Origin of the sequence: Nonomuraea gerenzanensis, from assembly GCF_020215645.1 — a bacterium.
GTDB classification, from domain to species: domain Bacteria; phylum Actinomycetota; class Actinomycetes; order Streptosporangiales; family Streptosporangiaceae; genus Nonomuraea; species Nonomuraea gerenzanensis.
In genome coordinates this window covers 9248047-9274829 of the sequence record NZ_CP084058.1, presented here as the reverse complement: position 1 = coordinate 9274829, position 26783 = coordinate 9248047, and the positions used below count along the sequence as shown (strand labels likewise).

Here is a 26783-nt window from a genome sequence, read left to right as displayed (position 1 = left end):
TGGCACCCGGGGAACGCACGGCGCAGTATGGGAGATGACCGTTCGATTCACCGAGGAGAGGCATGGCGATTATGGCTGGGGTACCGAAAACCCCTGGGCCGGGACAGGTGCCGCCAGCTCAACTGCGCGTCACCAACCAGGACCGAGAGAACGTGGTCGAGCACGTCAAAGCCGCATACGCGGAAGGTCGTTTCGACAAGCTCGAATTCGACGACCGCCTGGAGCGCGCCATGACCGCGCGCACGCACGGCGACCTCGTGCCCATCATGAACGAGCTGTACGGCCGGCAGGCCGTCCCCAGGATCGCCCCGCTGCCTGATCCGGCGCCCCCGGTGGGCACGGCGGAGAGCAGCGAGCGTCTCGGGGCGGCTCTCGCGCACGCGCTGCCGATCGTCGGTTTCCCGATCCTCGGCCCGCTGCTCCTGCTGCTCACCGGCGGAAAGACCTCGCCCTACATTCGCCGGCACGCGCTGGAGGCGCTGAACTTCCAGATCACGGTCGTCGGCGCTTCGGTATTGCTGCCGCTGACCTTTGTCGGGATCGTGCTGGTGCCGTTCATCTGGGTCGCTGCACTGATCCTGGCCATCGTCGGGGGCGTCTCGGCGTTGTCGGAGAGCAATTTCCGTTACCCCATGACGATTCGCCTGGTGAAGTGACCGGAGGGCCCGAGACATATTACGCCGGGGGCTGCCTGTGCTTTCCCGCTACCGGCGGCCGAGCACCTCGTACTTCACCCGCATCACCCCGGCGTTGATGTTCCCGATGGCGGCGAAGGCGGCCTTGGACAGATCGAGGCAGCGTCCGCCGATGTAGGGGCCGCGGTCGTTGATGCGGACCGTGACGGACTCGCCGTTGTCGGGGTTGGTGACGCGGACCTTGCTGCCCAGGGGGAGGGTCTTGTGGGCGGCGGTCATGGCGGCGGGGTTGAAGCGTTCGCCGCTGGCGGTCTGCTGCGGCTCGCCGTAGTAGGAGGCGCCGCAGCTACCGGAGGACAGGACGCGGAACTTGGGCTTCGTGGTGACCGTCCTGTCCGCCTCCGCCTCCGCCTTCGTTTCCGCCTTCGTTTCCGCCTTCGTTTCCGGCTCTGCTTCTGTCTTGACCTTTGACTCCGCGCGCTGGGGAGGCGCGGTGGTGGCGGGGGTGGTGCTGGGGGAGGGGGCCGAGGGCTTGGCAGGCCGTTCGGGGGGAGAGGCAGGCGCGGGGGACTGGGCGGTCTTCGGCTGCGCCGCCGCCGCGGCCCGGACGTCGGAGGCCGGAGATCCCGGGGTGGGCGATCCCGGGGCGGACGATCCGGGGGCCGGGGATGAGGAGGACTTCGGGGAGGACGACGGGGTGAGGGCCGACGTCCGGCTGGGGGAGTCGTTGCCGATGGCGGCCCACGCGGTGGTGGAGGCGGCGGCGAGGACGGCCGCACCGACGGCGACGGTGGTCCAACGGCGCTTGGCAGCCCGATGCCCGGCCGGTTTGTGCTCCGAGGCGCGCGGCTTGCGCTCCGAGACCGGCGGCGTGTGCTCCGAGGCGACCGACTTGTGCTTCGAGGCGGACGGCTTGCGCTCAGAGCCTGTTAGCAGAGGGTTTGGTGTGATGCGTGGCGATTTCGGGGACGGAAGAGGGCTTCTGATAGTTGAGGGAGTGTCTACGTCTCTCGCCCATCAGAAGCCCTTGGATGACTGTCTACCGGTTTCCGCCGGGCTCCGCCAGTTGCGCCGTGCCCGGTTGTGGCTGCTGGAGCCGTTCGTGTCCCTATCCGTCTGATCTGTCTGATGCGCAGTGGGAGGTGTTGCTGCCCGAGGCCGAGGCTGTCATGGCCGAGCTGCGCAAGGGTCCAGGCGGCCCGATGAAACATGATCTTCGGGCGGTGGTGGATGCGATCGGCTATGTGACCAGGTACGGGATCGAATGGCGGGCGCTGCCGGTGGACTTCCCGCCCTGGACGGCGGTCTATGCGTTCTTCGAGCGCTGGTCGGAGCGGGGACTGCCGGCACGGCTGGCCGATCGGCTCCGCGGTCGGATCCGCGTCGCCGCGGGACGGAAGGAGACACCGACGGCCGCGATCATCGACGCGCAGAGTGTGAAAGCGAGCGAGACCATCGGTGCCGCCGACAGCGGTTTCGATGGCGGGAAAAAGATCAAGGGGCAGAAGCGGCACGTCGCGGTCGACACGCTCGGGCTACTGCTGACCGTGCTGGTGACTGCCGCCTCGGTCCAGGACCGCGATGGCGCTCACCCGCTCCTGGCCCTCCTGCGGGGGAAGTTCTCCACCATCACGCTGGTGTGGGCCGACGGCGGCTATGCCGGACGACTCGTGACCTGGGCAGCCAAGGCCCTGAAGATCACCGTGGCCGTCGTCAGGCGCACCGACGACATGAAAGGCTTCGTCGTCCTGCCCCGCAGATGGGTCGTCGAGCGGAGTCTGGCCTGGCTGATGCGGCACCGCCGCCTGGTGCGGTGCTACGAACGGCGGCCCGCCCATCACGAAGCGATGATCTGGTGGGCGGCCGTTCATCAGATGACCCGCCGCCTCACCCGAGAACTCGCAGGTCAACCGCCCAATCGCCGTTGGGGCGGCCCGCCACCGCTCCCGTGCTTGACCAGCCCCGACAGGCGAGGCAAGGTCCTGGAGCTCCTGGCAGCCCAGCCCTGGCGCGCCTGGAAAGGCACCGAACTGGCCGCCATCCTCGCCATCGACAACGTCAACAGCTTCCGCGTCCAACTGTCCCAATGGTCCCACCAGGGCCACATCAACAAGATCGGACCAGCCCTCTACGGGCCAGTGCCGACAGCGGCTTAAGCCTCTGCCAACAGGCTCTCAGAGGCAGCGGACGGCCTGCGATCCTGCGGAGACGGCGTACGACTGTGCTGGCCCAAGGTAAACCACGGTCCTAGATAGGGGACAGATCGGGAAAAGGCCGCGCCGACGACGGATGGGGGCAAAGGCGGCCGATCCTGGCGGCGGGACGGGGGATCCCGCGCGATGGGCACGAACATATGCGACAAAGAGCGGGTAAAGGCAACTTAATGGGACATCCAGTGAAATATCTCACTGCCCCCACCAGAACCCGAGCGTACGCCGACGATCTCCAGGTTTCCGTGGAACCCACAAAGGATCAGAGCATCAAGGACCGTACGGTCTCCACCGTGTCAGCGTCCTCAACGCGCTTGTCCGGCCGATACCGCAGCACCCGCGCGAACCGCAACGCCATCCCCCCGGGATACCGAGGCGACCGCTGCACCCCGTCGAAGGCGATCTCCACTACCAGCTCGGGCCGCAGCCGCACCGTCCACTCGTCGGTCGGCCCCTCGGCCAGCTCCAGGAAGCGCTGGGTCTGCCAGGCCAGCAGCTCGTCCGTCAGCCCCTTGAACGTCTTACCGAGCATCACGAACCCGCCCTCCGGGTCGCGCGCCCCCAGGTGCAGGTTGGACAGCTTGCCCTCGCGCCGGCCGTGCCCCCACTCGGCCGCCAGGACCACCAGGTCGAGCGTGTGCCGCGGCTTGACCTTGATCCAGCCCGCCCCGCGCCGCCCGGCCGCGTAGGGGGAGGCGAGGGACTTGACCACCAGGCCCTCGTGCCCGGCCTTGACCACGTCGGTGAAGAACTGCTCCGCCTCGGCAAGCTCCGAGGTCACCAGCCGGGGCGTCAGCAGGCCCTGCGGGACCGTGCGGGCCAGGGCCTCCTGGCGCTCGGCGTAGGGCAGGTCGAGCAGGTCGGCGCCGTCCACGCGCAGGGCGTCGAAGAAGAACACGCTCAGCGGCGTCTGCGCGCGCAGCGCGGCCACGTTGGTCTTGCTGGAGACGCGGCTCGCCGTCACCTGGAACGGGTGCGGCCGGCCGTCGGGCCGCAGCGCGATCACCTCGCCGTCGAGGACGAGATCGCCGGACGGCATCTCCAGCACCGCCTCGACCAGCTCGGGCACCTGCGGCGTGATGTCGTCGAGCGTACGGGTGAAGACCCGGACCTCGGGGCCGGAGCGGTGCGCCTGGACGCGTACGCCGTCGAGCTTCCACTCCAGCGCCGCCGGGACGCCGGCCTTCTCCAGCGCGGCCGCCACGTTCGGCGCGCTGCCCGCCAGCATGGGCGCGACGGCCCGCCCGACCTCCAGCCGGAACGCGTGCAGCGCGGGCACCCCGCCGCTCAGCGCGGCGGCGCCCACGGCCGGCAGCCAGCCGCGCAGCGTCAGCGCGCGGCGCACGTCGGCGGACGGCGCGCCGGAAGCCTTGGCGACGGCCTCGATCATGACGCCGTCGAGCGCGCCCTGGCGCAGCTCGCCGTGCAGCAGCCGCCGCATGAACTGCTGCTCCTGGCTGGTCAGCCCGGCGAACAGCTCGCCCACCAGCGCCTTGCGCGCCGCCTGGGAGCCGGGGCCGGACACGGCCTTGATCCGGCTCAGCAGCAGATCGACGTCGGTCAGCGTGGCGGTGGCGGCGAGCTTGGGCTGCGGGATCTCCTCCAGCGTGCGCCAGCCCACGCCGACCTGCCGCTGCGGCAGCTCGCCCGACAGGTAGGAGATCGCGATCTCCGCCTCGCCGGGCCCGACCCGGCCCAGCAGCTCCGCCAGGTGACCCACCTTGCCGAGCCTCGCGGACGTGCGCGTCACCGCCTCGGACACCCGGACCACGTCGATCAGAAGCACACGCCTATCGTGCCTCACGGCGCCGACATTTCCCCACTCCAAATCCGCATATCGCGCAGAGTGTCGATCAAGGCGCCGGCACCCCCGAGGGCGCCGGCGCCGTACGCCCTGAGGGGCGTCAGCTCACACCGAGCAGGTCCACCACGAAGATGAGCGTCTCGTTCGGCTTGATGCGCGGCGGGGCACCACGGGTGCCGTAGCCGAGGTGCGGCGGGATGACCAGCTTGCGCCGGCCGCCGACCTTCATGCCCGCGACGCCCTGGTCCCAGCCCCCGATGACGCGCCCGGCGCCCAGCGGGAACTCGAACGCCTGGCCGCGGTTCCACGACGCGTCGAACTCCTCCCCGGTCGAGAAGGACACGCCCACGTAGTGGACCTTGACGTTCTGGCCGGGCTTGGCCTCGGGGCCGTCGCCGACGGTCAGGTCCTCGATCTCGAGGTCCTTGGGCGGTTCGCCGCCCGGAAAATCGATCTCGGGCTTCTGGAGTGCCACGAAAGTGCTCCTGTTGACGGTTGTTCTCGAAGAGAATGGACCCGACGACTCTATGCGGTCGGGATATCGTCAACGTTCATGGCCGCCCTTTCTCCCGACGCGATCCTGCTCACCGGCCGCGTGGCCGTCGTCACGGGAGCGGCCAGAGGTCTCGGCCTGGCCGTCGCCGAGGCGTTCGCCGCGTTCGGCGCGCACGTCGCGGTCTGCGACCGCGACAAGCCCGAGGGCGAGCTGGCGATGACGCTCGACGTGCGCGACCACGTGGCGGTCGAGGTGTTCGCCCAGGCCGTACGCGAGCGGTGGGGCCGCGTGGACGTGCTGGTCAACAACGCGGGCGGCACCTTCCACGCCGGCTTCGCCGACACCTCGCCACGCGGTGAGCAGATCCTCATCGAGGAGAACTTCACCCAGGTCACCGGCATGATCAGAGCGCTGCTCCCGATGATGCCCGCGGGCGCGTCGATCATCAACGTGACGTCGAGCGAGGCCCATCAGGCCGCGCCGGGGTTCGCCGTGTACGCGGCCATGAAGGCGGCCGTGGCGAGCCTGACGAAGTCGCTGGCGCTGGAGCTGGCGCCCAGGGGCATCAGGGTGAACGCCATCGCCCCCGACGCGATCCCGACCGAGGGCGAGGCGGGCGTGCGCGAGCGCATGCTGGCCCGCCCGCTGCCCTACGAGCCGGTACGCGTGCCGCCGCTCGGCCACCTGGGCGAGCCGTGCGACGCCGCCGCCGCGGCGGTGTTCCTGGCCGGCGATCTGGCCAGGTTCGTGACCGGCACGACGCTGCACGTGGACGGCGGCATCGACGCGGCAGGCGGCTGGCGCAGGACGTGAGGCGTGTTCAGCGCGCAGCCACCCGGACGTGCGGCGTCACCAGCTCTGGTGCAGCGGCATGCCCTCGGCGTACCCGGACGTGCTCTGGATCCCCACGACGGCCTTGGCGTGGAACTCCTCCAGGGTCGCGGCCCCCGCGTAGGTGCAGGAGGACCGCAGCCCGGCCACGATCGCGTCGATCTGGTCCTCCACGCTGGGCCGCTTCGGATCGAGGTACATCCTGGACGTCGAGATGCCCTCCTCGAACAACGCCTTCCTGGCCCGCTCGAACGCGGAGTCCTCGGCCGTCCGCAGCCGCACGGCCCGCGCCGAGGCCATGCCGTAGTTCTCCTTGTAGGCCCGCCCGTTCGCGTCGGTGTGGGTGTCGCCGGGCGACTCGTACGTGCCCGCGAACCACGACCCGATCATCACGTTCGACGCCCCGGCGGCCAGGGCCAGCGCCACGTCACGCGGATGGCGCACGCCCCCGTCGGCCCACACGTGCCGCCCGAGGCGGCGGGCCTCGGCGGCGCACTCCAGCACGGCGGAGAACTGCGGCCGCCCCACGCCGGTCATCATCCGGGTGGTGCACATGGCGCCGGGCCCGACGCCGACCTTGAGGATGTCGGCCCCGGCGGCCACGAGGTCGCGTACGCCGTCGGCGGTGACCACGTTGCCCGCCGCGACGGGCACGCCGGGGTCGAGGGCCCTGACGGCGCGCAGGGCGGAGATCATCTTCTCCTGGTGGCCGTGCGCGGTGTCCACGACCAGGCAGTCGATCCCGGCCTCCAGCAGCTCCTTGGCCTTGGCGGCCACGTCGCCGTTGACGCCCACGGCGGCGGCGATGCGCAGCCTGCCCTCGGCGTCCACGGCCGGCTGGTAGAGGGTGGCGCGCAGGGCTCCCGTACGGGTGAGGATGCCGACCAGCCTGCCCTCGCCGTCGACGATGGGCGCCAGCCGGTGCCGGCCCTCGTGCAGCCGGTCGAAGGCGGTGCGCGGGTCGAGCCCGGCGGGCAGCGTGAGCAGCTCGCTCGACATGACCTGGGAGAGCTGGGTGAACAGGTCGACGTCGCGGCAGTCGGCCTCGGTCACGACGCCGACGGGGCGGTTGTCCCAGTCGACCACGATGACCGCGCCGTGCGCCCGCTTGGGCAGCAGCTGCATGGCCTCGCCGACGGTGTCGTGCGAGGTCAGCGTGAGCGGCGTGTCGTGGACGAGGTCGCGGTTCTTGACCCAGTCGACGACGTTCGTCACGACATCGAGCGGAATGTCCTGCGGGATCACGGTGATGCCGCCGCGCCGCGCGACGGTCTCGGCCATGCGCTTCCCGGCGACGGCGGTCATGTTGGCCACGACGATCGGGATGGTGGTGCCCGTGCCGTCATTCGTCGAAAGATCGACGGCGAGCCGGGAGCCGACCGCGGAACGCGACGGAACCATGAACACGTCGCTATAGGTCAGGTCGTAATGTGGCTCGAGGTCGTTGAGAAATCTCACGTTCATCCATCTTATGTGCTGACAGGTCAAGAAGGCATTTCCCCGTTTCGCGGGGCCTTATGATCGGCCGGGACACTTTTGGGGGAGGGAGGGTCTGTGAACGTCACCGAACGGGCCGAACTGGTAGTGGTGGGTTTCGCCGTACGCACCACCAACGCCGACGAAATGGATCCGGCGCGGGCCAAACTGCCCGCGTTGTGGCAGCGGGCGGGTGCGCCCGGAGCCTTCGCGCACGTGCCCGGCCGCGTCGACGAGAACCTGTACGCGGTCCTCACCGATTACGAGAGCGACCATCACGGGGCCTACACGCAGATCGTCGGCACCGGCGTACGCACGGTGCCGCGGCTGCCCGAGGGCATGGTCGCCGTGCGCGTGCCCGCCGGTCAGGCGCTGCGGCTGGAGGCCCGGGGGCCGTTGCCGCAGGCGCTGGTCGACGCGTGGCAGACGGTGTGGAAGCACACCGAGTCGGGCGGCACGCCACCGCGTGCCTTCACGACGGATCTCGAGGTGCACCACCCGGACGGCGTGGATCTCTACATCGCCGTGTGACCACAGCCGGAGCCCGGCGTGACCATAGCCGGAGCCCCGGCGTGACCACACAGCCGGAGCGCGACCACAGCGCACGGCGTGACCACAGTCCGAACGACAGTCCGAACTACAGTCCGAGCACGACGGCCGCCGCCTCGACGGCCGTCGGCTTGACCTCCTCCAGCGGCAGGTGCGCGTACTCGACCGCGCAGTCCGACATGCCGCCCAGCGCCACCGTCGCGCGGATCCGCTGCGCCATCGTGAGCTCCGGCCCGAGCAGCCGGTCCATCAGCTCCCTGCGCCATTCGAACATGCGCGTGCCCAGGTCGAGATGGCCCAGCGTGGACAGGTCGCGCACCATCATCACGATCACGTCGCGGTGCCGCCAGATCATGTCGAAGTAGTCCTCCAGCAGCGAGCGCGCGTCACCCCCTGGCATCCGCTCGCGCAGGAACCCCTCGATGTCCTCGACCAGCGGCTCGACGATGCTGCGCACCAGGTCGTCGCGCGAGGAGAAGTGGTAGTAGAGCGCGGGCTTGGTGATGCCCAGCCGTTCTGAGATCTGGCGCAGGCTGGTGGCCTGCACCCCTTGCCGCACGAACAGCTCGCGCGCCACCGCCAGGATGCGGGCCTTGGTGTCACTGGGCATGATCCCCAGAATAGCCCTTACCTACCGTTAAGTCAGATCGCGTGCTAGCGTACTTACTTAACGATAGGTAAGGAGGGGTCATGCGGGTTCTCATCTCGGGCGCGAGCATCGCGGGGCCGGTGCTGGCGTACTGGCTGACCAGGTACGGCTTCACGGTGACGGTCGTCGAGCGGGCCCCGGCGCTGCGCAAGGCGGGCGGCCACGCGGTCGACCTGTTCAAGCCCGCGATGGACATCGCCGAGCGGATGGGCGTGCTGGAGCGCGTGGGGGCCAGGAAGACCGGCACCGAGCGGCTCACCATGCACACCGAGGACGGCGCGCGCGTCGAGCTGGAGCTGCGGCGGATCGTCGGCGCCATCTCCGACCGGCACGTCGAGATCATGCGCGACGACCTGAGCGAGATCCTCTACGAGGCCACCCGCCACGACGTCGAGTACGTCTTCGACGACTCGATCACCTCGATCTCCGACGACGGCGAGGTCACCTTCGAGCGTGGCGAGCCGGCCAGGTTCGACCTGGTGATCGGCGCCGACGGCCTGCACTCCACCGTGCGCCGCCTGGTCTTCGGGCCCGAGTCACGGTTCACGCACTGGGTCGGCGCCTACCTCGCTGTCGTCTCGCTGCCCAACTTCCTGGGGCTCGAGGACCGCATGGAGGGCATCGCCGGGATCGGCCGGATGGCCGCCATGTACGGGGCCTCCCACCTGGGCGAGGCGCGCGCCGGGTTCTTCTTCAGGACGCCGCAACCGCTCGACTACCACTACAGGGACGTGGCCAGGCAGAAGGAGCTGCTGCGCGAGAGCTTCGCGGGCGTGGGCTGGCAGGTGCCACGGATCCTGGCGGAGCTGGAGCACGCGCCCGCGTTCTACTTCGACTCGATCACCCAGCTGCGCCTCGACACCTGGTCACGCGGCCGGGTGACGCTGGTGGGCGACGCGGGGTACTGCCCGGGGCCCGCCGTCGGGGGCAGCACGAGCCTCGCGGTCGTGGGGGCGTACGTGCTGGCGGGCGAGCTGGCCGCGTACGGGGGCGACCACACGCGGGCCTACCCCGCCTACGAGGCCGAGCTCGGCGACTACGTGCGCCGCAGCCGCACGTTCGCGATCAGCGCGGCCAAGCGGATCGTGCCGGGCAGCCGGTTCGACCTGTGGGCGCTGACCCAGGGCGTGCGCCTGGTCAGCCGGCTGCCCGTCGCGCTGACCAGGGCCGCGCTCAAGCTCGGCGGCAACGGGGCGCGCCTGCACGACGCGATCGCGCTCAAGAGCTACTCAGCACCACGGGAAACGACGTCACACCCCTGACGAAGGCGTTGGGCAGGATGCGCGGCCCGTCGGCGTCGGCCCAGCGCGCCGATCCCACCCGGTCCAGCCACTCCTCGAAGAAGATCCGCAGCTCCAGCCGGGCCAGCGCCGCGCCCAGGCAGAAGTGCGTGCCCAGGCCGAACGCGATGTGCCCGCCGGGCTTCCTGGTCACGTCGAAGACGTCCGGCTCGGTGAACATCTCGGGGTCCCGGTTCGCCGACCCGTACATGAGCAGCACCTGCTGCCCCGCGCGGATCTCCTGGCCGTGCAACGTGGTGTCGCGGGTGGCGGCCCGGCACATGTTCAGGATCGGCGTGGTCCAGCGGATGAACTCCTCGACCGCGCCCTCCATCAGCCCCCGGTCCGCGCGCAGCAGGCGCCACTGGTCCGGGTGGCGGATGAGCGCGTCGATGGCGGTGGCGATGACCGTCCTGGTGGTCTCGGCGCCGCCGTCGAGCAGCAGCAGCGCGTCGTTGGCCAGGCACTCGTCGTCGTAGCCGGGGGTGGCGCACCACAGGGACAGCAGGTCGTCGCGCGGGCTGGCCCGCCGCTCGGCGGCCAGCTCCAGCACGGCCTGGCCGTACTCGCCGGCGGCCACCGCGGCCTCGTGGGTGACGTAGCGCAGGCCGCCGCCGGCCACGATCGTGGTCTCTGACCAGTGCTTGAGCCGCGGCCAGTCCTCGTCGGGGAAGCCGAGCAGCCAGCCGATCATGCGGGCCGGCAGCGGCGCGGCCAGCTCGCTCACGGCGTCCACCGTGCCCCGCTCCAGCGCGCTCGTGATCAGCTCCACCACGACCTCGCGGACCCGGGCGGCGTAGCGGTCGTGCACGTGGCGGGGGGTGAAGCGGCGGTAGACGAGGCGGCGGCGCTCGGCGTGCTCGGGGTCGTCCAGGCCGATCATGGACGGCTCCGAGGGGAGCTGGGGGCGGTAACCGACGGTGCTGGTCCACAGGCGGGGGTCGCGCTCGATGGCGGAGATGTCGGCGTGGCGCGAGATGCCCCACAGGCCGTTGGGCTCGTCGCGGTAGACGGGGGCGTGCTCGCGGAGCCAGGCGTAGACGGGGGAGGGATCACCGGCGTACAGGTCGCCGTCGAGTAAGTCGATCATGCGAGTATCCCTTGGCTACGTAGCTTGTCCGCCTCCTCCTGGTTCAGACCCCAGCCGGACAGGTCGGCCAGGCGGGTGGCGGGGGAGAGGTCCTGCGCGGGCGCGCCGAGCAGGCGCGGCGCGGGTGCGGGATGGGTGACGCCCCCGACCTGGACGAACGAGCCACGGGCGGCGTTGTGCGGGTGGGAGGGGGCCTCGGCCATCGACAGCACGGGCGAGACGCACGCGTCGGACCCCTCGAAGAGCGCCTCCCACTCGGCGCGGGTCTTCTTCCTGAACTCCTCGGCCAGGCGCGCCTTGAGCGCGGGCCACTGGGCCCTGTCGTTCCTGTCGGGCAGGTCGGTCAGGCCCATCAAAGTGACCATGGCCTCCCAGAACTGCGGCTCCAGCGAGCCCACGGCCACGAATCTGCCGTCGGCCGTCTCGTAGGTGTCGTACTGCGGGGCGCCGGTGTCGAGCAGGTTCGTGCCGTGGGGTCCCCAGTGCCCGCTCTGCACCGCCTGGTAGAACATCGAGAACAGGATCGCCGCCCCGTCCACCATGGCCGCGTCGATCACCCGGCCCAGGCCGGTGCGCTCGCGCTCGTACAGGGCCAGCAGCACCCCGTACGCGAGCATGAGCCCGCCGCCGGCGAAGTCGCCGAGGATGTTGATCGGCGGCGTCGGCTTGTCGCCCTCGCGGCCCAGCATCGACAGCACGCCGGAGACGGCGATGTAGTCGATGTCGTGCCCGGCCGTCGGAGCCAGCGGCCCCTCCTGCCCCCAGCCGGTCATCCGGCCGTAGACGAGGCGCTCGTTGATCGCGTGCAGGTCCTCCGGGCCGATGCCGAGCCGCTCGGCCACGCCGGGGCGGAACACCTCGATCACCACGTCGGCGTGCCTGACCAGCTCCTTGAACGCGGCCACGCCCTCCGGCGCCTTGAGGTCCAGCCCGATCGTGTGCTTGCCGCGATCCATGACGTCGGCGCGCGGGCGGTCGGAGACCGCCTTGACACGGTCGATCCGCAGGACTTCCGCGCCGTGATCGGCTAGCATCATCCCCGCGAACGGCCCAGGGGCGAGCCCGGCGAGCTCCAGCACCCGCACTCCGGACAGTGGACCCCGGCGAACCTCAGTCATCGGCCTCTCCTTGCTGTGGACCCTGCCCCAGTAGAACAACATTCGGTGATCTGGTGCAAGCGGCCTTTCCGACCTTCCGGCGAACAACTGGGAGGTATGGGAAACTTGCCCACTGTCGGGTGGTCAACAGGGGTAGGAAATGGTTTCGGAAAGCAACCGGCTCATTGCGGAGCGCTACCAGTTACTGCGCGAACTGGGCCGTGGGGGGATGGGAGTGGTCTGGGAAGGCCACGACACCTTGCTGAACCGGCAGGTGGCCATCAAGGAGGTGCTGCTGCCGGACTCGCTGTCGCCCGGCGACAAGGAGCGCCAGCTCCTGAGGACCGCGCGCGAGGCCCGCACCGCGGCCAAGCTCAACCATCCCTCGGTCGTCGCCGTGTACGACGTCATCGAGGAGGACGGCCGGCCGTGGATCGTGATGGAGCTGGTCAGCCATCCGACGGTCGAGCAGGTCGTGCTGACCACGGGCGCGCTGCCCGTGCGGGAGGCGGCGGACCTGGGCAAGCAGGTGCTGTCGGCGCTGCGCACGGCGCACGCGGCGGGCGTGCTGCACCGTGACGTGAAACCGAGCAACATCCTGCTGTCGGAGGACGGCCGGGCGGTGCTCATGGACTTCGGCATCGCCACCGTCGAGGGCGACGTCTCGTTGACCAGGACCGGCATGGTGACCGGCTCGCCGAGCTTCCTGGCGCCCGAACGGGTCCGCGCCGAGGCCGCGGGACCGGCCTCGGACCTGTGGTCGCTGGGCGCCACGCTGTACGCGTGCATGGTGGGCCGCTCGCCGTTCGAGCGCGGCGACCCCATGGCCACGCTCAACGCGCTGCTCACCGAGGAGCCGGACTACCGCAGGATCCCGCCGATCATGCACCCGATCCTCAAGGGCCTGCTCCAGAAGGAGCCCCAGAACCGCGTGGACGCCGAGGAGGCCGACCGGCTGCTGACGGCCATCATCGCCGCCAAGCCCCCGGCCCAGGACCTCGACGTCCCGGAGAAGAAGAGCAAGGGGCAGGGCCCGGGGCGGGCGCTGCTCGCGGCCGCCGCCACGGTGGTGCTGGTGCTCGCGGGCGGCGCGGTCGTGTACTTCAGGACCGCCTCGCCGGCCGAGGGCGCGCCGCGCGCCACGACCCAGCCGGCCGCCGCCACCCAGCCCATCACGCCCAGCGCGGCGCCGACGCCGAGCGCCTCGCCCTCCGCCACGCCCTCGCCCAGCGCGACCAGGGCCGTGCCCGCCGTGCGGGTGTGGAAGTCGCGCGAGGGCTGGTCGATCCTGCGGCCCACCGGCTGGCGGGGCGCGCTCGGCGAGGCGTACACCGAGTGGACCCGCCGCGACGGCAACGCCCACCTCGGCGTCGAGGCCGTGTACTCCAGCCTCGACCCCAGCCAGCTCATCCGCGACGGCCAGGAGGCGCTCAGGCAGAACGCGCAGAGCGTGGTCAACCGCGGCCGCAGGACCGTCAGCCACCAGGGCGTCAAGGCCGTGCAGTGGGAGTTCACCTGGACGGCCGGCGAGGTCAACGACGCCCGCTGGGTACGGCCGGGCACCCGCTACCACGAGATCCGCCGCGCCCTGACGATCGGCGACACCGCGTACGTGCTGTCGTGGACCGTCACCGAGGAGCAGTGGCAGCGCAACAGGCCGCTGATGCGGCAGGTCATCAACAGTTTCACCGTGGGCGGCTGAGCCTCCGGAAACCGGCCCGAGGGGTGCCCCGCCCGAGCGGGGCGCCCCGGGGTGTGGTAGTGGCGAATCGCCCAAGATCTCCGGGAAGTTTACCCAATCACCTACCACATAGGCCATTTACCTGGCACGATGAACAGTTTTCGCGTCTTTAACGACCCCGGTCTGTTCGAGGTGGCCCTTGGGAGATACGGTCTTACGGACGATCTCTACCAGCTCAAGGGGGTGCTTTCGTGACGACGACGATGTCGACACACCGGCGGGCAGTAGAGCAGATCCGGCAGTCGTACGCCGAGATCCCCGGTGACGCCGCGCCCAGGCTGGCCAAGGCCACGTCCAACCTCTTCCGGTTCCGTGACGGCGGCAGGACGGCCAAGCTCTCGGCCCGAGACCTCGACGAGGTCATCAGCGTCGATCCCGACACCATGACCGCCGAGGTCCAGGGCATGACCACGTACGAGCACCTGGTCGACGCCACGTTGCCGCACGGGCTCATGCCGTACGTGGTGCCGCAGCTCAAGACCATCACGCTGGGCGGCGCCGTGACCGGGCTCGGCATCGAGTCCACCAGCTTCAGGGACGGGCTGCCGCACGAGTCGGTCGAGGAACTGGAGATCCTCACCGGCGACGGGCGCGTGGTGGTGGCCCGCGACGACAACGAGTACCGCGACCTGTTCCGCGCGTTCCCCAACTCCTACGGGACGCTCGGCTACGCGTTGCGCATCAGGATCAAGCTGCGCAAGGTGCAGCCGTACGTGCACCTGACCCACGTCAAGTTCACCGACGCGGGCAAGTGCATGCTGGCCATGCAGGAGATCTGCGACAGCATGGTCTACGACGGCGAGCGCGTCGACTTCGTGGACGGCGTGTTCTTCGAGCCGGGGGAGATGTACCTCACGCTGGGCCGCTTCGCCGAGCGGGCCCCCTACATCTCCGACTACACGGGCATGCGGATCTACTATCAGTCGATCAGGCAGCGCAGCCGCGACTGGCTGACGGTCCGCGACTACCTGTGGCGCTGGGACACCGACTGGTTCTGGTGCTCGCGCGCCTTCGGCGTGCAGCAGCCGGTCGTCCGCTCGCTCATGCCGCGCCGCTGGATGCGCTCCGACGTCTACCGGCGCCTGGTGGCGCTCGACCGCAAGTACGGCCTGACCGCCCGCGTCGACAGGTGGCGCGACCAGCCCGTGAGCGAGTCCGTCATCCAGGACGTCGAGACGCCGGTCGAGCGCGGAGCCGAGTTCCTGGAGTTCTTCCACGAGAAGGTGGGCATGACGCCGGTGTGGATGTGCCCGCTGAGGGCCGGCTCCCGCTGGCCGATCTACCCGCTCGAGCCGGGCAAGCTCTACGTCAACTTCGGTTTCTGGGGAATGGTGCCGCTGCCGCGGGGGCAGTTCGACGGTTACTACAACCGGCTCATCGAGCGTGCGGTGCACGATCTCGACGGGCACAAGTCGCTCTACTCGACCTCCTTCTACGCCCGTGAGCAGTTCTGGCAGCTGTACAACGGCGATGCCTACTGGCCGGTCAAGCGGGAATACGACCCGAATGGGCGCCTGCTGGACCTGTACGAAAAGTGTGTACGGGGAAGGTGAGCAAGCAGATGGCTCTCGCATCCATCTTTGAGAAGATCGTCGGCTCGAACGCGAACATCTCGTTCATGGCCTACGACGGCAGCAAGGCCGGGCCGGACGGGGCCGACCTGGCCATCGAGGTCAAGTCCCCCATCGCGGTGGCCTACCTGGCTCAGGCACCGGGCGAGCTGGGCCTGGCCAGGGCGTACATCTCCGGTCACATCGACGTCCACGGCGACATGTACACGCTGCTGGACCGGATGTGGAACATCACCACCAACGACCTGACCACGTCCGAGAAGATCGACGCCGTGCGGGCCCTGGGCGTCAAGCCGCTGCTCATGCGCGTGCCGCCGCCCCCGCAGGAGATGCGTCAGAGCGCGCTGGCCAAGCTCGGCTCCCGCCACGCCAAGCAGCGCGACGCCGAGGCCATCCACCACCACTACGACGTCTCCAACCGGTTCTACGAGTGGGTGCTGGGCCCGTCCATGGCCTACACGTGCGCCTGCTTCCCGACGGAGGACTCGACGCTGGAGGAGGCCCAGTACGCCAAGTTCGACCTGGTGGCGCGCAAGCTCGGGCTCAAGCCCGGCATGCGGCTGCTCGACGTCGGCTGCGGCTGGGGCGGCATGGTCATGCACGCCGCCAAGGAGTACGGCGTCAAGGCCCTCGGCGTCACTCTCAGCCGCCAGCAGGCCGAGTACGCGCAGAAGGCCATCGCCGACGCCGGGCTGCAGGATCTGGCCGAGGTCCGCTTCATGGACTACCGGGACGTCACCGAGTCGGGCTTCGACGCGGTGAGCTCCATCGGCCTGACCGAGCACATCGGCAAGGCGAACGTGCCGGCCTACTTCGCGTTCCTGTACAGCAAGCTCAAGCCGGGCGGCCGCATCCTCAACCACTGCATCACCCGGCCGACCGGCAAGGAGAAGACGTTCAACAAGGGCGGCTTCATCAACCGCTACGTCTTCCCCGACGGCGAGCTGGAGTCGGTGGGCTGGCTGATCAGGCAGATGGAGGACCTCGGCTTCGAGATCCGCCACGAGGAGAACCTGCGCGAGCACTACGCCAAGACCCTGCGTCACTGGTGCGACAACCTCGACGCCAACTGGGAGGACGCGGTGCAGGAGGTCGGCATGGGCACGGCCCGGGTGTGGGCCCTGTACATGGCGGGCTGCATCGTGGGCTTCGAGCGCAACAAGGTGCAGCTGCACCAGGTGCTGGGGGTCAAGCTGGACGCGGACGGCCGCTCGGGGGTCCCGCTCCGCCCGTCGCTCGACTGGCCCTGATCGGCGGCCTGATCGGAAAAGGTGAAACGGAGCTTGCGCCTGCGCAAGCTCCGTTTCTAAGCGGCGGACCAGGACTCCGACGGCTCCCCTGACGGGCGGCACTGACGGTCCTTGGCGTGCCGGCCCGTGCTCGGGCCCTGCTCGTCGGGGCCGCGATCCTCCTGCGGCTCCTGCTCCTTGGGGTTGTGGGGCTTCGCGTGCCTGCCCACGGGTGCTCTCCTTCCCCTCGACGACTGCTTAAAGTGACCGTATGGCTACAGTCGGCGCGGGGGCAAGCGGCTGGGCGGTAAAGGTGAAGCTCTTTCCGGGAGGCTCAGGAGGTGCAGGCCGTGCCGTTCAGGGTGAAGGCGGGCGGCTTGCCGGTGTCGCCGCCGTGCGTGGCCTGGAAGCCGAACGAGGCCGAGGCGCCCGGCGCGATGGTGGCGTTGTAGGAGACGTTGCGGGCGGTCACCTGGCCGCTGCTGGGGGAGACGGAGGCGTTCCAGGCGGAGGTGACGGTCTGGCCGGCGGGCAGGGTGAAGGCCAGGCTCCACGAGGAGAGCTGGGTCGTGCTGGTGTTGGCGACCGTGACCGCGGCCGTGAAGCCGGTGTTCCAGGTGTTCATCGTGTAGGTGATCCGGCAGGCGCCGACCGGCGGCGTCACCGTGGGGGTGATCGTGGGGGTCGGCTCGGTGCCGCCCTCCGACAGGCCGAAGAAGTCGATCGCCATGGCCGCCATCCCGCCCTGCGGCAGGTTGTGGCCCACCCCTTGCAGGCTGATCGCCTCCACCGGCGCCTTCGTGCCCGTGCCGCCGTAGCGGGTCCTGGTCCAGCCGGATCGGGGCTGGTCGGTGAGACTGGGTGTCTGGCTCAGACCGTGGACGTTGGTCCACTGCTTGATCTGCTCCTGGAAGTTCGGGTAGCGCAGCGTGGCGTCCTCGGTGCCGTGCCAGATCTGCATGCGCGGGCGCGGGCCGCTGTAGCCCGGGTAGGCCGCGCGTACCTGGTCGCCCCACTGCTGCGCGGTCTTGATGAGCTGGCCGTTGGCGCAGGTGCTGTTCCAGCTCGACCCGTCGGTGGTGGCGAAGCAGCCGAACGGCACGCCACTGAACGACGCGCCCGCCTTGAAGACGTCCGGATAGGCGCCGATCAGCACGTTCGTCATCATGCCGCCGGAGGAGGCCCCGGTCACGTAGGTGCGCTCGGGGTCGGCGTTGTAGCGCTGCTGCACGTACCTGACCATGGAGACGATGCCCACGGGGTCGCTGCCGCCGTTGTGCGTCAGCGACTGCGGCGAGGAGACGTCGAAGCAGGCCCCGCTCCTGGTCGCCGACGGGTAGACGACGATGAACTTGTGCCGGTCGGCCAGCGAGGCGAACTCGGTGCCCGAGTGGAACGCCGGCCCTGAGCCGGTGCAGTAGTGCACGGCCACCAGCACGGCGGGCCTGGTGCCGACGCCGTCGGGGACGTAGAGGTGCATGCGCAGGTTCGTGGGGTTGGTGCCGAAGCCGGTCACCTCGGTGAGCTGGGCGGACGCGGCCGGGGGTGCGGCGACGAGGCCGGCCGTCACGAGTGCCGCGGCGGCGATGACGGCACCGGCTATACGAGCTTTCAGCTTCATCGAGTTCCTCTCGCTCTGCAGCCGAAATATTGCGAGTGTCCACAGAAAATTTCGGCATCGCAACATGGCAGGTACAGGTCGGCCGCTGGGCGCTTGATGAGCTGGGCTTGGGCGCGGGGGGAGGGGGGAGAGCGATGAAAGTTTCGGGGCTAGCGGGCCAGCTCTTCGAGCGTGCCGGTGAGGCTGTCCCACGACAGCTCGGCGTCCGCCGTGCGCCCGTGCGGCGAGCGGAACCACTGCACGTACTCCGCCACGTCGTCCAGCGCCCACCGCAGCCGGTACAGCGCCAGCCGGTCGCGGTCCACCGCGCGTCCGGTCGCCTTCGTGTAGCGGGCGAAGTCCTCCTCGTCCCTGGCGACCAGCCACAGGTCCCGCTCCGGGACGGCCGTTCCGACCGTGTCCCAGTCGATCAGCAGACGGCGCTCCCCGGCTCGCAGGAGGTTGCCCGGATGCGGCTCCCCGTGCGTGAGCACCGGATCGCCGGGCTCGCGCGCCAGGCGGTCGAACTCCGCCAGCCTGCTCCGCAGCGTGCCGGCGTGCTGGACGATCAGGTCCTGGGCGGGCTCCGAGTAGGGGCCGCCGAGCCAGGGCAGGGTGGTGTCGCCGAGCGCCTGCTCCAGCCCCGCCCTGCCCGTCAGCGCGACCGGTCGGTCGGGGGTGGACGGCGGCGGCGGGGTGGCGTGCAGCTCGGCCAGCAGGTCGATGACGTGGCCGCGCTCGTCGGGTGACAGCTCGTCGCCGAAGTCGCCGCCCGTGGCCTCCTCGTACGGGAACACGCTCATGGCGTACCGGTGGCCGTCGAGGCGGCGCAGCGGGGTGCCGTCGGCGGCGCGCAGCGGGGCGAGCACGAACTCCAGGCCCGCCTCCTCGCGCAGCACCGCCGCCGTCTCCATGGCCAGCCGGAGCCCGTCGTAGGTCTGCCGCCGAACGTCGGCCACGGTCACGAACCAGCGCCGCCCGCCGTGCCCGCCCGCGATCCAGTGGAAGTCGCCGAAACCGACCGGCGCGTAGTCCAGGGTGGCCGCCTCGATGCCCCAGTCGCGGAGCGCGGGGCGCAGCAGCTCTTCGTCGAAGTCGTCCGGTCGATCACGCATGATCGGCAAGTTACCGGTCCGCGCCGCGCCGCGCAGCTCCGGACCCGGCGAGGAAGTCGATGGCGGCGGTGACGTCACGCACCGTCCGGTCGGCGTCCGTGGCGGGCTCCTGCAGGGGTTGCTCGCCGCGCCGGTCGATCCAGACCGTGCGCAGGCCGGCCGCCCGGCCGCCCGCGATGTCCTTCACGGCGTCGTCGCCCACCATCCAGCCGCCGCCGGACAGCGGCGCCCCGCACCGCGCGGCACCGATCTCGAACAGCCGGGTGTCCGGCTTGCGCACGCCCTCCGCCTCCGAGATCGCCCAGCCGTGCACCCGCGTGGCCAGCCCGCTGTGCCGGATCTTGCCGGTCTGGTTGTCGGCCGCCCCGTTCGTCACGATGCCGACCCTCCAGCCGGCCGCCCGCAGCCGATCCAGCCCGGCCAGCACCTCCGGCCGGCACCGGACCAGGTGCGGCAGCCGGGCCCGGTAGGCGCGCCACAGCTCCCCGGCCGGCTCGGGCAGCCCGAAGTGCTCGCGTACGCGGCCGAAGAACGCCTCCATCGGCACCGAGCCGTCCGCGTCGGCCGCCACCAGCCACGGCACGGCCCGTGCGCCCAGCTCCCGCTCGGCGGCGAACTCGGCGGCCCAGCGCCGGAACGCGGCCAGCCGGTCGATCAGCGTGTTGTCCAGGTCGAAGAGGGCGAGCACCGGGCCTCCCTGAGCATGGCGGAGGCGCGAGCGAGCCGCCCGCGCCTCGGGGACGGTCAGGTTACCGCAGCTCGCGCTTGAGGATCTTGCCGGTGGCCGTCATCGGCAGGGCGTCGCGGAACTCGACGATCCTCGGGTACTTGTAGGCCGCCAGGTTCTCCTTGGCCCAGGCGACCAGCTCGTCCTCGGTGATCGTGGCGCCGGGCGTGCGGATCACGTACGCCTTGACCTCCTCGCCGTGCGAGTCGTGCGGGACGCCGACGACGGCGGCCAGCGACACGGCCTCGTGCGTCATGAGGACCTCTTCGACCTCGCGCGGGTAGACGTTGAACCCGCCCCTGATGACCATGTCCTTGGCCCGGTCGATGATGGCGTAGTAGCCGTCGGCGTCGCGCGTGGCGATGTCGCCGGTGCGGAACCAGCCGTCCTTCATCACCTCGGCCGTCGCCTCCGGCCGGCCGTAGTAGCCCTTCATCACGTTGTGGCCGCGGATGGCGATCTCGCCGGGGCCCTCGCCCTCGATCGTCTTCCAGTCGCCGTCGACCAGCTTCATCTCCACGCCCCAGATCGGGGTGCCGATCGTGCCGGGCTTGGCGGGCTTGCCGATCTGGTTGAAGCTGGCCACCGGGGAGGTCTCGGAGAGCCCGTACCCCTCCAGGATGCCGACGCCGAACGTCTGCTCGAAGTCCTTGAGCACCTCGACCGGCGAGGACGCGCCGCCGGCGACGGCCACCTTCAGCGAGCGCGGCACCTCGGCGCCCTCGGCGTGGATCTTCGTGAGCATCGCCCAGTACATGGTGGGCACGCCCGCGAAGTACGTCACGCCCTCCTTGGCCATGAGCGCCAGCGCCTCGCCCGGCTCGAAGCGCGGCATGAGCACGACCGTGGAGCCCCGCAGGAAGCCGGTGTTCATGACGGTCGTCTGGCCGAAGGAGTGGAACAGCGGCAGCACCGCCAGGTAGGTGTCGCCGCCCTCGGTGCGGGGGAACATGCGGTCGCTGATGATGGCGTTCATCAGCATGTTCTGGTGGGTCAGCTCGGCGCCCTTGGGCTGGCCGGTGGTGCCCGAGGTGTAGAGGATCACCGCCGTGTCGTCGGGCGCGGTCTGCACGGTCTCGAACTCGCCCGGCATCCCGCCGAGCGCCGCCCAGATCGACTCGCCGTACTCCGACTCGGTCGCCAGCGGCGTGGCGGGCAGCACGAAGAAGTGCTCGCAGCCCTCGGCGGCCTCGAAACCGGCCTTGCCGCGCTCGCCCAGCGGCAGCTCCGGTGAGCCCTCGAAGCAGAACAGCGCCTTGGCGTCGCTGTCGTCGAGGTGGTAGGCGATCTCACGCGACTGGAGGAGGACGTTGAGCGGCACCACCGTCGCCCCGGCCTTCAGGATGCCGTAGTAGACGAACGGGAAATACGGCAGGTTCGGGCAGGCCAGCGCGACCTTGTCACCCTTGCCGATGCCGCGTGTCACCAACAGGTTCGCGACCTGGTTCGCTACGGTGTCGATCATGGAGAACGGCAGCCGCATGTCGCCGAAGACGATCGCGGTGCCATCCGGGGTGTTCCTGGCGCTGTCCTCCAGGACGATCGACAGGTTGAGCATGACGCCTTCCTCCCTCTAGAACGGCTTCGGCGCCATCTTCGCAGGACCGGCATACCGACTGGTAGGTAACTCAGGTCACAAGTGCATATGGACGCGCCCACCCCGCGTGAAGTAAGCAAGTAGGAAGTTACTTACCCCATGGAGGGGTGTCATGGAGTTCGACTATGTGATCGTCGGGGCGGGCTCGGCCGGATGCGTGCTGGCCAGCAGGTTGTCGGAGGATCCAGGCATATCGGTGGCGCTGGTGGAGGCGGGCGGGAAGGACGACAAGCTCGAGATCCGCATGCCCGCCGGTTTCGCCAAGCTGTTCAAGACCGAGTACGACTGGGCCTACCAGACGGCCAAGCAGAGCGAGATGTCCGGCCGCGAGCTGTACTGGCCGCGCGGCCGGGTGCTGGGCGGCTCGTCCTCGCTCAACGCCCAGATGTGGGTACGCGGCTGCCAGCAGGACTACGACCAGTGGGGCATCCCCGGCTGGGCCTACGACGACGTCCTGCCCTACTTCACCAGGGCCGAGCGCCGCGTCGGCAGCAACCAGGGCGGCGTCTACGGCACCGGCGGCCCGCTCTACATCTCCGAGCTGCGCAGCCCGAACGTCACCACCGGCGTCTTCCTCAAGGCCTGCGAGGAGCTCGGCTACACCCGCCTGCCCGAGCTGAACGGCCGCAGCAACGAGGGTTACAGCCCCACCCCCGTCACCCAGAACCGCGGCAGGCGGTGGAGCTCCGCCGACGCCTACCTGCGCCCGGCGCTCTCCCGCCCCAACCTGCACGTGATCACGAACACCTCCGTGGACCGGGTGACGTTCGACGGCAGGCGCGCGACGGGCATCGAGCACAGCGGCGGCGCCCCGATCAAGGCCCGGCTGGAGGTCATCCTGGCGGCCGGCGCGATCGGCTCGCCGTACCTGCTGATGCGCTCCGGCGTGGGCGAGCCCGACGAGCTGCGCGACGCCGGCGTGCCGATCGTGCACGAGCTGCCCGAGGTCGGCAAGAACCTCCAGGACCACCTGTCCACCGGCGTGTACGTCGAGTGCAAACAGCCGGTCACCCTGACCAAGGCCGAGTCGCTGGTGAACGTGCTGCGCTACATCGTGCTGCGCTCCGGCATGCTCACCACCAACGTCGGCGAGGCTGTCGCCTTCATCAGGACCTCGCCCGAGGAGCCCGCGCCCGACATCGAGCTGATCTTCGCGCCGGTGCCGTTCGTGGACCACGGCTTCACCCCGCCCACCGGTCACGGGCTGACCGTCGGCGTCGTGCTGCTGCAGCCGGAGAGCCGCGGCAGGATCGGGCTGAGCGGCAGGGACGTGCTGATCGACCCCGGCTACCTGACCGCGGAGGCCGACGTCAAGCGCCTGGTCGAGGGGCTGAAGGCGGCCAAGCACGTGTTCGCCACGACCGCGATGAAGCCGTACGCGGGCGGGCCGATGGCGCCGTACTGGGGGCCGGAGAGCGACGAGGAGCTGGCCCAGTGGGTACGCGAGCGCGGCGAGACCCTCTACCACCCCGTCGGGAGCTGCCGCATGGGCACCGACGAGACCTCGGTCGTGGACCCCGAGCTGCGCGTGCGCGGCGTCGAGGGGCTCAGGGTGGCCGACGTGTCGGTCATGCCGACGCTCAACCGCGGCCACACGCACGCGCCCGCCATCATGATCGGCGAGAAGGGGGCCGACCTGATCAGGGCGAGCAAGGCTTGACGTAAGTGGTCACTTGCGTAGTCTCGTCGGTATGACCCTGCCGGCGGACCTCGACCTGTCGCAGATCCCGTTCTGGGGGCAGCCGCAGGCCGAGCGCATGGAGTGCTTCCGCAAGCTGCGCCAGCTGGAGCGCCCGGTGTTCGTGCCGGAGCAGGCCGTGCCGTTCATCGGCGGCGGCCCCGGCTACTACGCCCTGGTGCGCCACGCCGACGTCACCGCGGCCAGCAGGAACGCGGCCGTCTTCAGCAGCGAGCCGTGTTCCAACAGCATCCCCGACATGCCGCGCTGGCTGAGCGTGTACTTCGGCTCGATGATCAACATGGACGACCCGCGGCACGCGCGGTTGCGGCGCATCGTGTCGCGGGCGTTCACGCCGCGCATCCTGTCGAAGATGGAGGAGGACCTGGCGCGGGCCGCCGCCGAGATCGTGGACCGGGCGATCGAGGAGGGGCCGGGCGACTTCGTCACCCAGGTGGCCGCCAGGCTCCCCGTACGGGTCATCTGCGACATGATGGGCATCCCCGCGAAATTTCATGACATGGTGTTGCGGCGGACGAACGTCATCCTCGGCAACGCCGACCCCGAGTACACCGGCATCTCGCCCGGCTTCAGCCGCGTCAACGTCGCCCGCGGCCTGGTCAGGCTGCTGCACGCCGGATACTCGCTGAACCGGCTGGCCGCCCGCCTCGGCGACGAGCGGCGCAGGCGGCCCACGGGCGACCTGGTCAGCCTGCTGGTCAACGGGGAGGAGCGGCTCACCTCGCAGGAGCTCGGCTCGTTCTTCATCCTGCTGGTGGTGGCGGGCAGCGAGACCACGCGCAACGCCATCGCGTACGGGCTCAAGCTCTTCACCGACCACCCCGAGCAGCGGGAGCTGCTGCTGGCGGACTTCGACGGGCGGATCGTGGGGGCCTGTGACGAGATCGTCCGCTACGCCACGCCGGTGATCCAGTTCCGCCGCACGCTGACGCGCGACCACGAGCTGAACGGCACGGCGTACAAGCAGGGCGACAAGGTGCTGCTCTTCTACAACTCGGCCAACCGCGACGAGTCGGTCTTCCGCGACCCCGATGCCTTCGACATCACCCGCGATCCCAACCCGCACGTCGGCTTCGGCGGGCCGGGGCCGCACTACTGCCTGGGCGCGCACCTGGCGCGCAGGGAGATGACCGTGATGTTCCGCGAGCTGTTCACCCGGCTGCCGGACGTCAGGGCGGCGGGCGAGCCCGACTTCCTGCTGTCCAACTTCATCAACGGCGTCAAGCATCTGAGGTGGGCGTTCTGAGATGTCCGGTGGCGAAAGATCCGGCGTGCTAGGTTTCCCAGTCATGGAGATCAGGACTATCCACGCCAATGGGGTGGAGTTCGCGTATCTATCGTTGGGGGAGGGGCCGCTGGCGTTGCTCCTGCACGGCTTCCCCGACACCGCGCACACCTGGCGGCACCTGATGCCCGCGCTGGCCGAGCGCGGCTACCGCGCGGTCGCGCCCTTCATGCGCGGCTACGCGCCCACCGAGGTCCCGGCCGACGGCGCCTACGAAGGGGGCGCGCTGGCCGCCGACGTGCGAGCCCTGCACGAGGAGCTGGGAGGCGGGGACGACGCCGTCGTCATCGGGCACGACTGGGGCGCCTTCCCCGCCTACGCCACCGCCGAGCGCTTCCGCCGGGCCGTCACGCTCGCCGTGCCGCCGCCGGGCTCGCTGGCCGGTCTCTTCCTCGACTACGAGCAGCTCAAGCGCTCGTTCTACATCTTCCTCTTCCAGACCGCGCTGGCCGAGTCGGCCGCCGCCACGCCGGGCTTCATCGACAACCTCTGGCGCGACTGGTCGCCCGGCTACGACGCGAGCGAGGACCTGGAGTTCGTCCATCGCAGCCTGCGCGACCCCGCCAACCTGCGCGCCGCCATCGGCTACTACCGGGCGATGCTCGGCACCACCCCGCCCTCCGGCCGCCACCCCGCCGTCGAGCGGCCGGTCACCGGGCCCGTGCTCTACCTGCACGGCGCGCAGGACGGATGCCTGAGCGCGGACCTGGTCAAGGGGGCGCTGGACCACCTGCCGGAGGGCTCGCAGGCCGAGCAGGTGGCGGGCGCCGGGCACTTCCTGCACCTGGAACGGCCCGCCGAGGTCAACCGGCTCATCCTGGACTGGCTCGGCCCGGCCTCCTCCTGAGCACCGCGATCAGCGGATGCCGGCCTGACAGGCTCACCTCGACCACCTCCGCCACGGCGAACCCGCGCGGCACGCCGTCGTGGACCAGCGCCACGGCCAGCCCGTCCGGCGCCAGCACCCGCCGCACCTCCCGCCACAGCGGGTCCAGGCCGCCGGCGAGCAGGCCCGCCGGCGGCACCTGGCGCCCCCACGGCGGGTTCACCAGCACCCGGTCGGCCTGACCGTCACCCACCGGGATCCGCCCGCCGTCGGCCACCGCCCACGACAGGCGGGCCGCCCGTTCTCCGGCGGCCTGTTCTTCGGCGGCCCGTTCTCCGGCGGCCCGTTCTCCGGCGGCCCGTTCTCCGGCGGCCCGTTCTTCGGCGGCCCTGGCGTTGGCGGTGGCGGCCGACACGGCGGCGGGGTCGTGGTCGAAGCCCAGCAGTCGCGTGCCCGGAGCACAGGCGGCCGCCTCGATCAGCGTGGTGCCCGCGCCGCAGCAGGGATCGACCACCGTACGGGCCCCGCCCAGCCGGGCGAGCTGCGCCATGGCGGCGGCCACCGGCGGGTGCAGCGTGCCCCGGATCGAGGCCGTCTTGTATGCCCGCCGGTGCAACGGCCGCCCGGCCACCCGGACCGCGATGACCGCCTGGTCACCCTCGATCGTGACCCGCCACGACGTCGCGCCGGGCGGTGGCCGCCGCCCGTCCCGCCGGGAGTGGTACGGCACCCGCAACGGCCGGGCCAGCTCGGCCCCCACCGCGTCCTCGATCTCGAACCTGGTGTAGTTACGCCGCCCGACGAACGACGCCGACACCTCCAGCCCGCTCCCGGCGGCGCCCATCAGCCGGGGGTCCACCCCGCGCGCCGCCCGTGCCAGCCGGGGCAGCGCGGCGCGGCCCGGGCCGATGCCGTCCACGACGGCCACGGCCAGCAGCACGTCGTCGGCCGTACGCAGGCCGAGCAGGTCGGCCCCCGGCGTGGCCTCGAACCACACCTCACGATGGCGCACCCCGCGCACGACGCCGGCCCTGGAACGCCGGATCTCCATGGCCACCAGGGGCTCGATGCCACGCACGGCCCTGGCCACGGCAAAGGTATGCAACTGTGTCTCTCCCACGTCGCGACCCGGGACGGCGCTCGCTCGGCCGCCCCGCATCGCCGGCGGTGGGTCGTCCGCGACCCGCCGGCGGATCGCTAACGTCGGAAGAAGAACATGCCAGTCACCCTAGAGCCGGTGACCTGCCAGGAGCCACGGATTTTCGCGCGCCACGTA

24 protein-coding genes are annotated in these 26783 nt (G+C 70.5%); 11 read left to right on the top strand and 13 right to left on the bottom strand.

Annotation, left to right across the window (positions count from 1 at the left end):
* The first annotated feature begins 62 nt into the window (after positions 1 to 62).
* Positions 63 to 656, top strand: coding sequence for a DUF1707 and DUF4870 domain-containing protein (locus LCN96_RS43035; protein ID WP_225268165.1), 594 nt, complete (start codon positions 63 to 65; stop codon positions 654 to 656).
* A gap of 48 nt (positions 657 to 704) precedes the next feature.
* Here the strand turns inward: LCN96_RS43035 and LCN96_RS43030 are convergent, their stop codons facing one another.
* On the bottom strand, positions 705 to 995 hold the full coding sequence (locus LCN96_RS43030; protein WP_225276183.1) for a septal ring lytic transglycosylase RlpA family protein: 291 nt from the start codon (positions 993 to 995) through the stop codon (positions 705 to 707).
* A gap of 671 nt (positions 996 to 1666) precedes the next feature.
* Between LCN96_RS43030 and LCN96_RS43025 the strand changes: the two genes are divergently transcribed.
* Positions 1667 to 2791, top strand: coding sequence for an IS5 family transposase (locus LCN96_RS43025; protein ID WP_225268164.1), 1125 nt, complete (start codon positions 1667 to 1669; stop codon positions 2789 to 2791).
* Positions 2792 to 3107: 316 nt separating this feature from the next.
* On the opposite strand, the gene LCN96_RS43020 is transcribed toward LCN96_RS43025, so the two are convergent.
* Both LCN96_RS43020 and LCN96_RS43015 read right to left on the bottom strand, forming a co-directional pair.
* Positions 3108 to 4631 (bottom strand): ATP-dependent DNA ligase, encoded by a 1524-nt coding sequence (locus LCN96_RS43020; protein WP_225268163.1) that lies wholly within the window; start codon positions 4629 to 4631, stop codon positions 3108 to 3110.
* 118 nt (positions 4632 to 4749) lie between these two features.
* Positions 4750 to 5124, bottom strand: a complete 375-nt coding sequence (locus tag LCN96_RS43015; RefSeq protein ID WP_225268162.1) for an FKBP-type peptidyl-prolyl cis-trans isomerase — start codon at positions 5122 to 5124, stop codon at positions 4750 to 4752.
* Between the two features lie 78 nt (positions 5125 to 5202).
* Here LCN96_RS43015 and LCN96_RS43010 point away from each other — a divergent pair, with 78 nt between their 5' ends.
* The gene (locus tag LCN96_RS43010; RefSeq protein WP_225268161.1) at positions 5203 to 5958 is read left to right on the top strand and encodes an SDR family NAD(P)-dependent oxidoreductase; all 756 of its coding nucleotides are present in this window, start codon (positions 5203 to 5205) and stop codon (positions 5956 to 5958) included.
* Positions 5959 to 5994: 36 nt separating this feature from the next.
* Here the strand turns inward: LCN96_RS43010 and LCN96_RS43005 are convergent, their stop codons facing one another.
* Positions 5995 to 7434 carry a GuaB1 family IMP dehydrogenase-related protein gene (locus LCN96_RS43005; RefSeq protein ID WP_225268160.1) on the bottom strand — a complete coding sequence of 480 codons (1440 nt, stop codon included), beginning with the start codon at positions 7432 to 7434 and terminating at the stop codon, positions 5995 to 5997.
* A 96-nt stretch (positions 7435 to 7530) separates the two neighbouring features.
* On the opposite strand from LCN96_RS43005, the gene LCN96_RS43000 reads away from it, so the two are divergent.
* The gene (locus tag LCN96_RS43000) at positions 7531 to 7983 is read left to right on the top strand and encodes a GyrI-like domain-containing protein (RefSeq protein ID WP_225268159.1); all 453 of its coding nucleotides are present in this window, start codon (positions 7531 to 7533) and stop codon (positions 7981 to 7983) included.
* Between the two features lie 106 nt (positions 7984 to 8089).
* Here LCN96_RS43000 and LCN96_RS42995 read toward each other — a convergent pair whose 3' ends face one another.
* A complete protein-coding gene (locus LCN96_RS42995; protein WP_225268158.1) occupies positions 8090 to 8611 on the bottom strand; it encodes a TetR/AcrR family transcriptional regulator in 522 nt (173 codons plus the stop codon).
* Between the two features lie 80 nt (positions 8612 to 8691).
* On the opposite strand from LCN96_RS42995, the gene LCN96_RS42990 reads away from it, so the two are divergent.
* Complete coding sequence (locus LCN96_RS42990; RefSeq protein ID WP_225268157.1) at positions 8692 to 9912, top strand: FAD-dependent monooxygenase; 1221 nt, start codon at positions 8692 to 8694, stop codon at positions 9910 to 9912.
* Here the strand turns inward: LCN96_RS42990 and LCN96_RS42985 are convergent.
* Positions 9869 to 11020, bottom strand: a complete 1152-nt coding sequence (locus LCN96_RS42985; RefSeq protein ID WP_225268156.1) for a cytochrome P450 — start codon at positions 11018 to 11020, stop codon at positions 9869 to 9871. The genes LCN96_RS42990 and LCN96_RS42985 overlap by 44 nt on opposite strands.
* Positions 11017 to 12138 carry a CaiB/BaiF CoA transferase family protein gene (locus tag LCN96_RS42980; protein WP_225268155.1) on the bottom strand — a complete coding sequence of 374 codons (1122 nt, stop codon included), beginning with the start codon at positions 12136 to 12138 and terminating at the stop codon, positions 11017 to 11019. Before LCN96_RS42980 ends, LCN96_RS42985 begins: the two co-directional genes overlap by 4 nt.
* A 139-nt stretch (positions 12139 to 12277) precedes the next feature.
* Between LCN96_RS42980 and LCN96_RS42975 the strand changes: the two genes are divergently transcribed.
* From LCN96_RS42975 to LCN96_RS42965, 3 genes are all read left to right on the top strand, one after another.
* On the top strand, positions 12278 to 13819 hold the full coding sequence (locus LCN96_RS42975; protein ID WP_225268154.1) for a serine/threonine-protein kinase: 1542 nt from the start codon (positions 12278 to 12280) through the stop codon (positions 13817 to 13819).
* A gap of 242 nt (positions 13820 to 14061) precedes the next feature.
* A complete protein-coding gene (locus LCN96_RS42970) occupies positions 14062 to 15411 on the top strand; it encodes an FAD-binding oxidoreductase (RefSeq protein ID WP_225276182.1) in 1350 nt (449 codons plus the stop codon).
* Between the two features lie 8 nt (positions 15412 to 15419).
* Complete coding sequence (locus LCN96_RS42965; protein WP_225268153.1) at positions 15420 to 16679, top strand: class I SAM-dependent methyltransferase; 1260 nt, start codon at positions 15420 to 15422, stop codon at positions 16677 to 16679.
* 56 nt (positions 16680 to 16735) lie between these two features.
* Here the strand turns inward: LCN96_RS42965 and LCN96_RS42960 are convergent, their stop codons facing one another.
* The 5 genes from LCN96_RS42960 to LCN96_RS42940 form a co-directional block, all read right to left on the bottom strand.
* Positions 16736 to 16888, bottom strand: coding sequence for a hypothetical protein (locus tag LCN96_RS42960; protein WP_225268152.1), 153 nt, complete (start codon positions 16886 to 16888; stop codon positions 16736 to 16738).
* Between the two features lie 104 nt (positions 16889 to 16992).
* Positions 16993 to 18279: an extracellular catalytic domain type 1 short-chain-length polyhydroxyalkanoate depolymerase gene (locus tag LCN96_RS42955; RefSeq protein ID WP_225268151.1), complete on the bottom strand. Its 1287-nt coding sequence runs from the start codon at positions 18277 to 18279 to the stop codon at positions 16993 to 16995.
* 149 nt (positions 18280 to 18428) lie between these two features.
* Entirely contained in the window at positions 18429 to 19373 is a 945-nt protein-coding gene (locus LCN96_RS42950; protein ID WP_225268150.1) for a phosphotransferase, read from the bottom strand.
* Between the two features lie 10 nt (positions 19374 to 19383).
* On the bottom strand, positions 19384 to 20061 hold the full coding sequence (locus LCN96_RS42945) for an HAD family hydrolase (RefSeq protein ID WP_225268149.1): 678 nt from the start codon (positions 20059 to 20061) through the stop codon (positions 19384 to 19386).
* A gap of 61 nt (positions 20062 to 20122) precedes the next feature.
* The gene (locus LCN96_RS42940) at positions 20123 to 21658 is read right to left on the bottom strand and encodes a long-chain-fatty-acid--CoA ligase (RefSeq protein WP_225268148.1); all 1536 of its coding nucleotides are present in this window, start codon (positions 21656 to 21658) and stop codon (positions 20123 to 20125) included.
* Positions 21659 to 21809: 151 nt separating this feature from the next.
* Here LCN96_RS42940 and LCN96_RS42935 point away from each other — a divergent pair, with 151 nt between their 5' ends.
* Genes LCN96_RS42935 through LCN96_RS42925 form a run of 3 tightly spaced genes read left to right on the top strand, consistent with a single transcriptional unit; the run spans position 21810 to position 25528 of the window.
* A complete protein-coding gene (locus LCN96_RS42935) occupies positions 21810 to 23357 on the top strand; it encodes a GMC family oxidoreductase (RefSeq protein ID WP_225268147.1) in 1548 nt (515 codons plus the stop codon).
* 31 nt (positions 23358 to 23388) lie between these two features.
* Positions 23389 to 24642, top strand: a complete 1254-nt coding sequence (locus tag LCN96_RS42930) for a cytochrome P450 (RefSeq protein WP_225268146.1) — start codon at positions 23389 to 23391, stop codon at positions 24640 to 24642.
* Positions 24643 to 24685: 43 nt separating this feature from the next.
* Positions 24686 to 25528 carry an alpha/beta fold hydrolase gene (locus LCN96_RS42925; protein ID WP_225268145.1) on the top strand — a complete coding sequence of 281 codons (843 nt, stop codon included), beginning with the start codon at positions 24686 to 24688 and terminating at the stop codon, positions 25526 to 25528.
* On the opposite strand, the gene LCN96_RS42920 is transcribed toward LCN96_RS42925, so the two are convergent.
* Positions 25494 to 26612, bottom strand: coding sequence for an RNA methyltransferase (locus LCN96_RS42920; protein WP_225268144.1), 1119 nt, complete (start codon positions 26610 to 26612; stop codon positions 25494 to 25496). The two genes, LCN96_RS42925 and LCN96_RS42920, sit on opposite strands and share 35 nt — an antisense overlap.
* Positions 26613 to 26783: the final 171 nt, after the last annotated feature.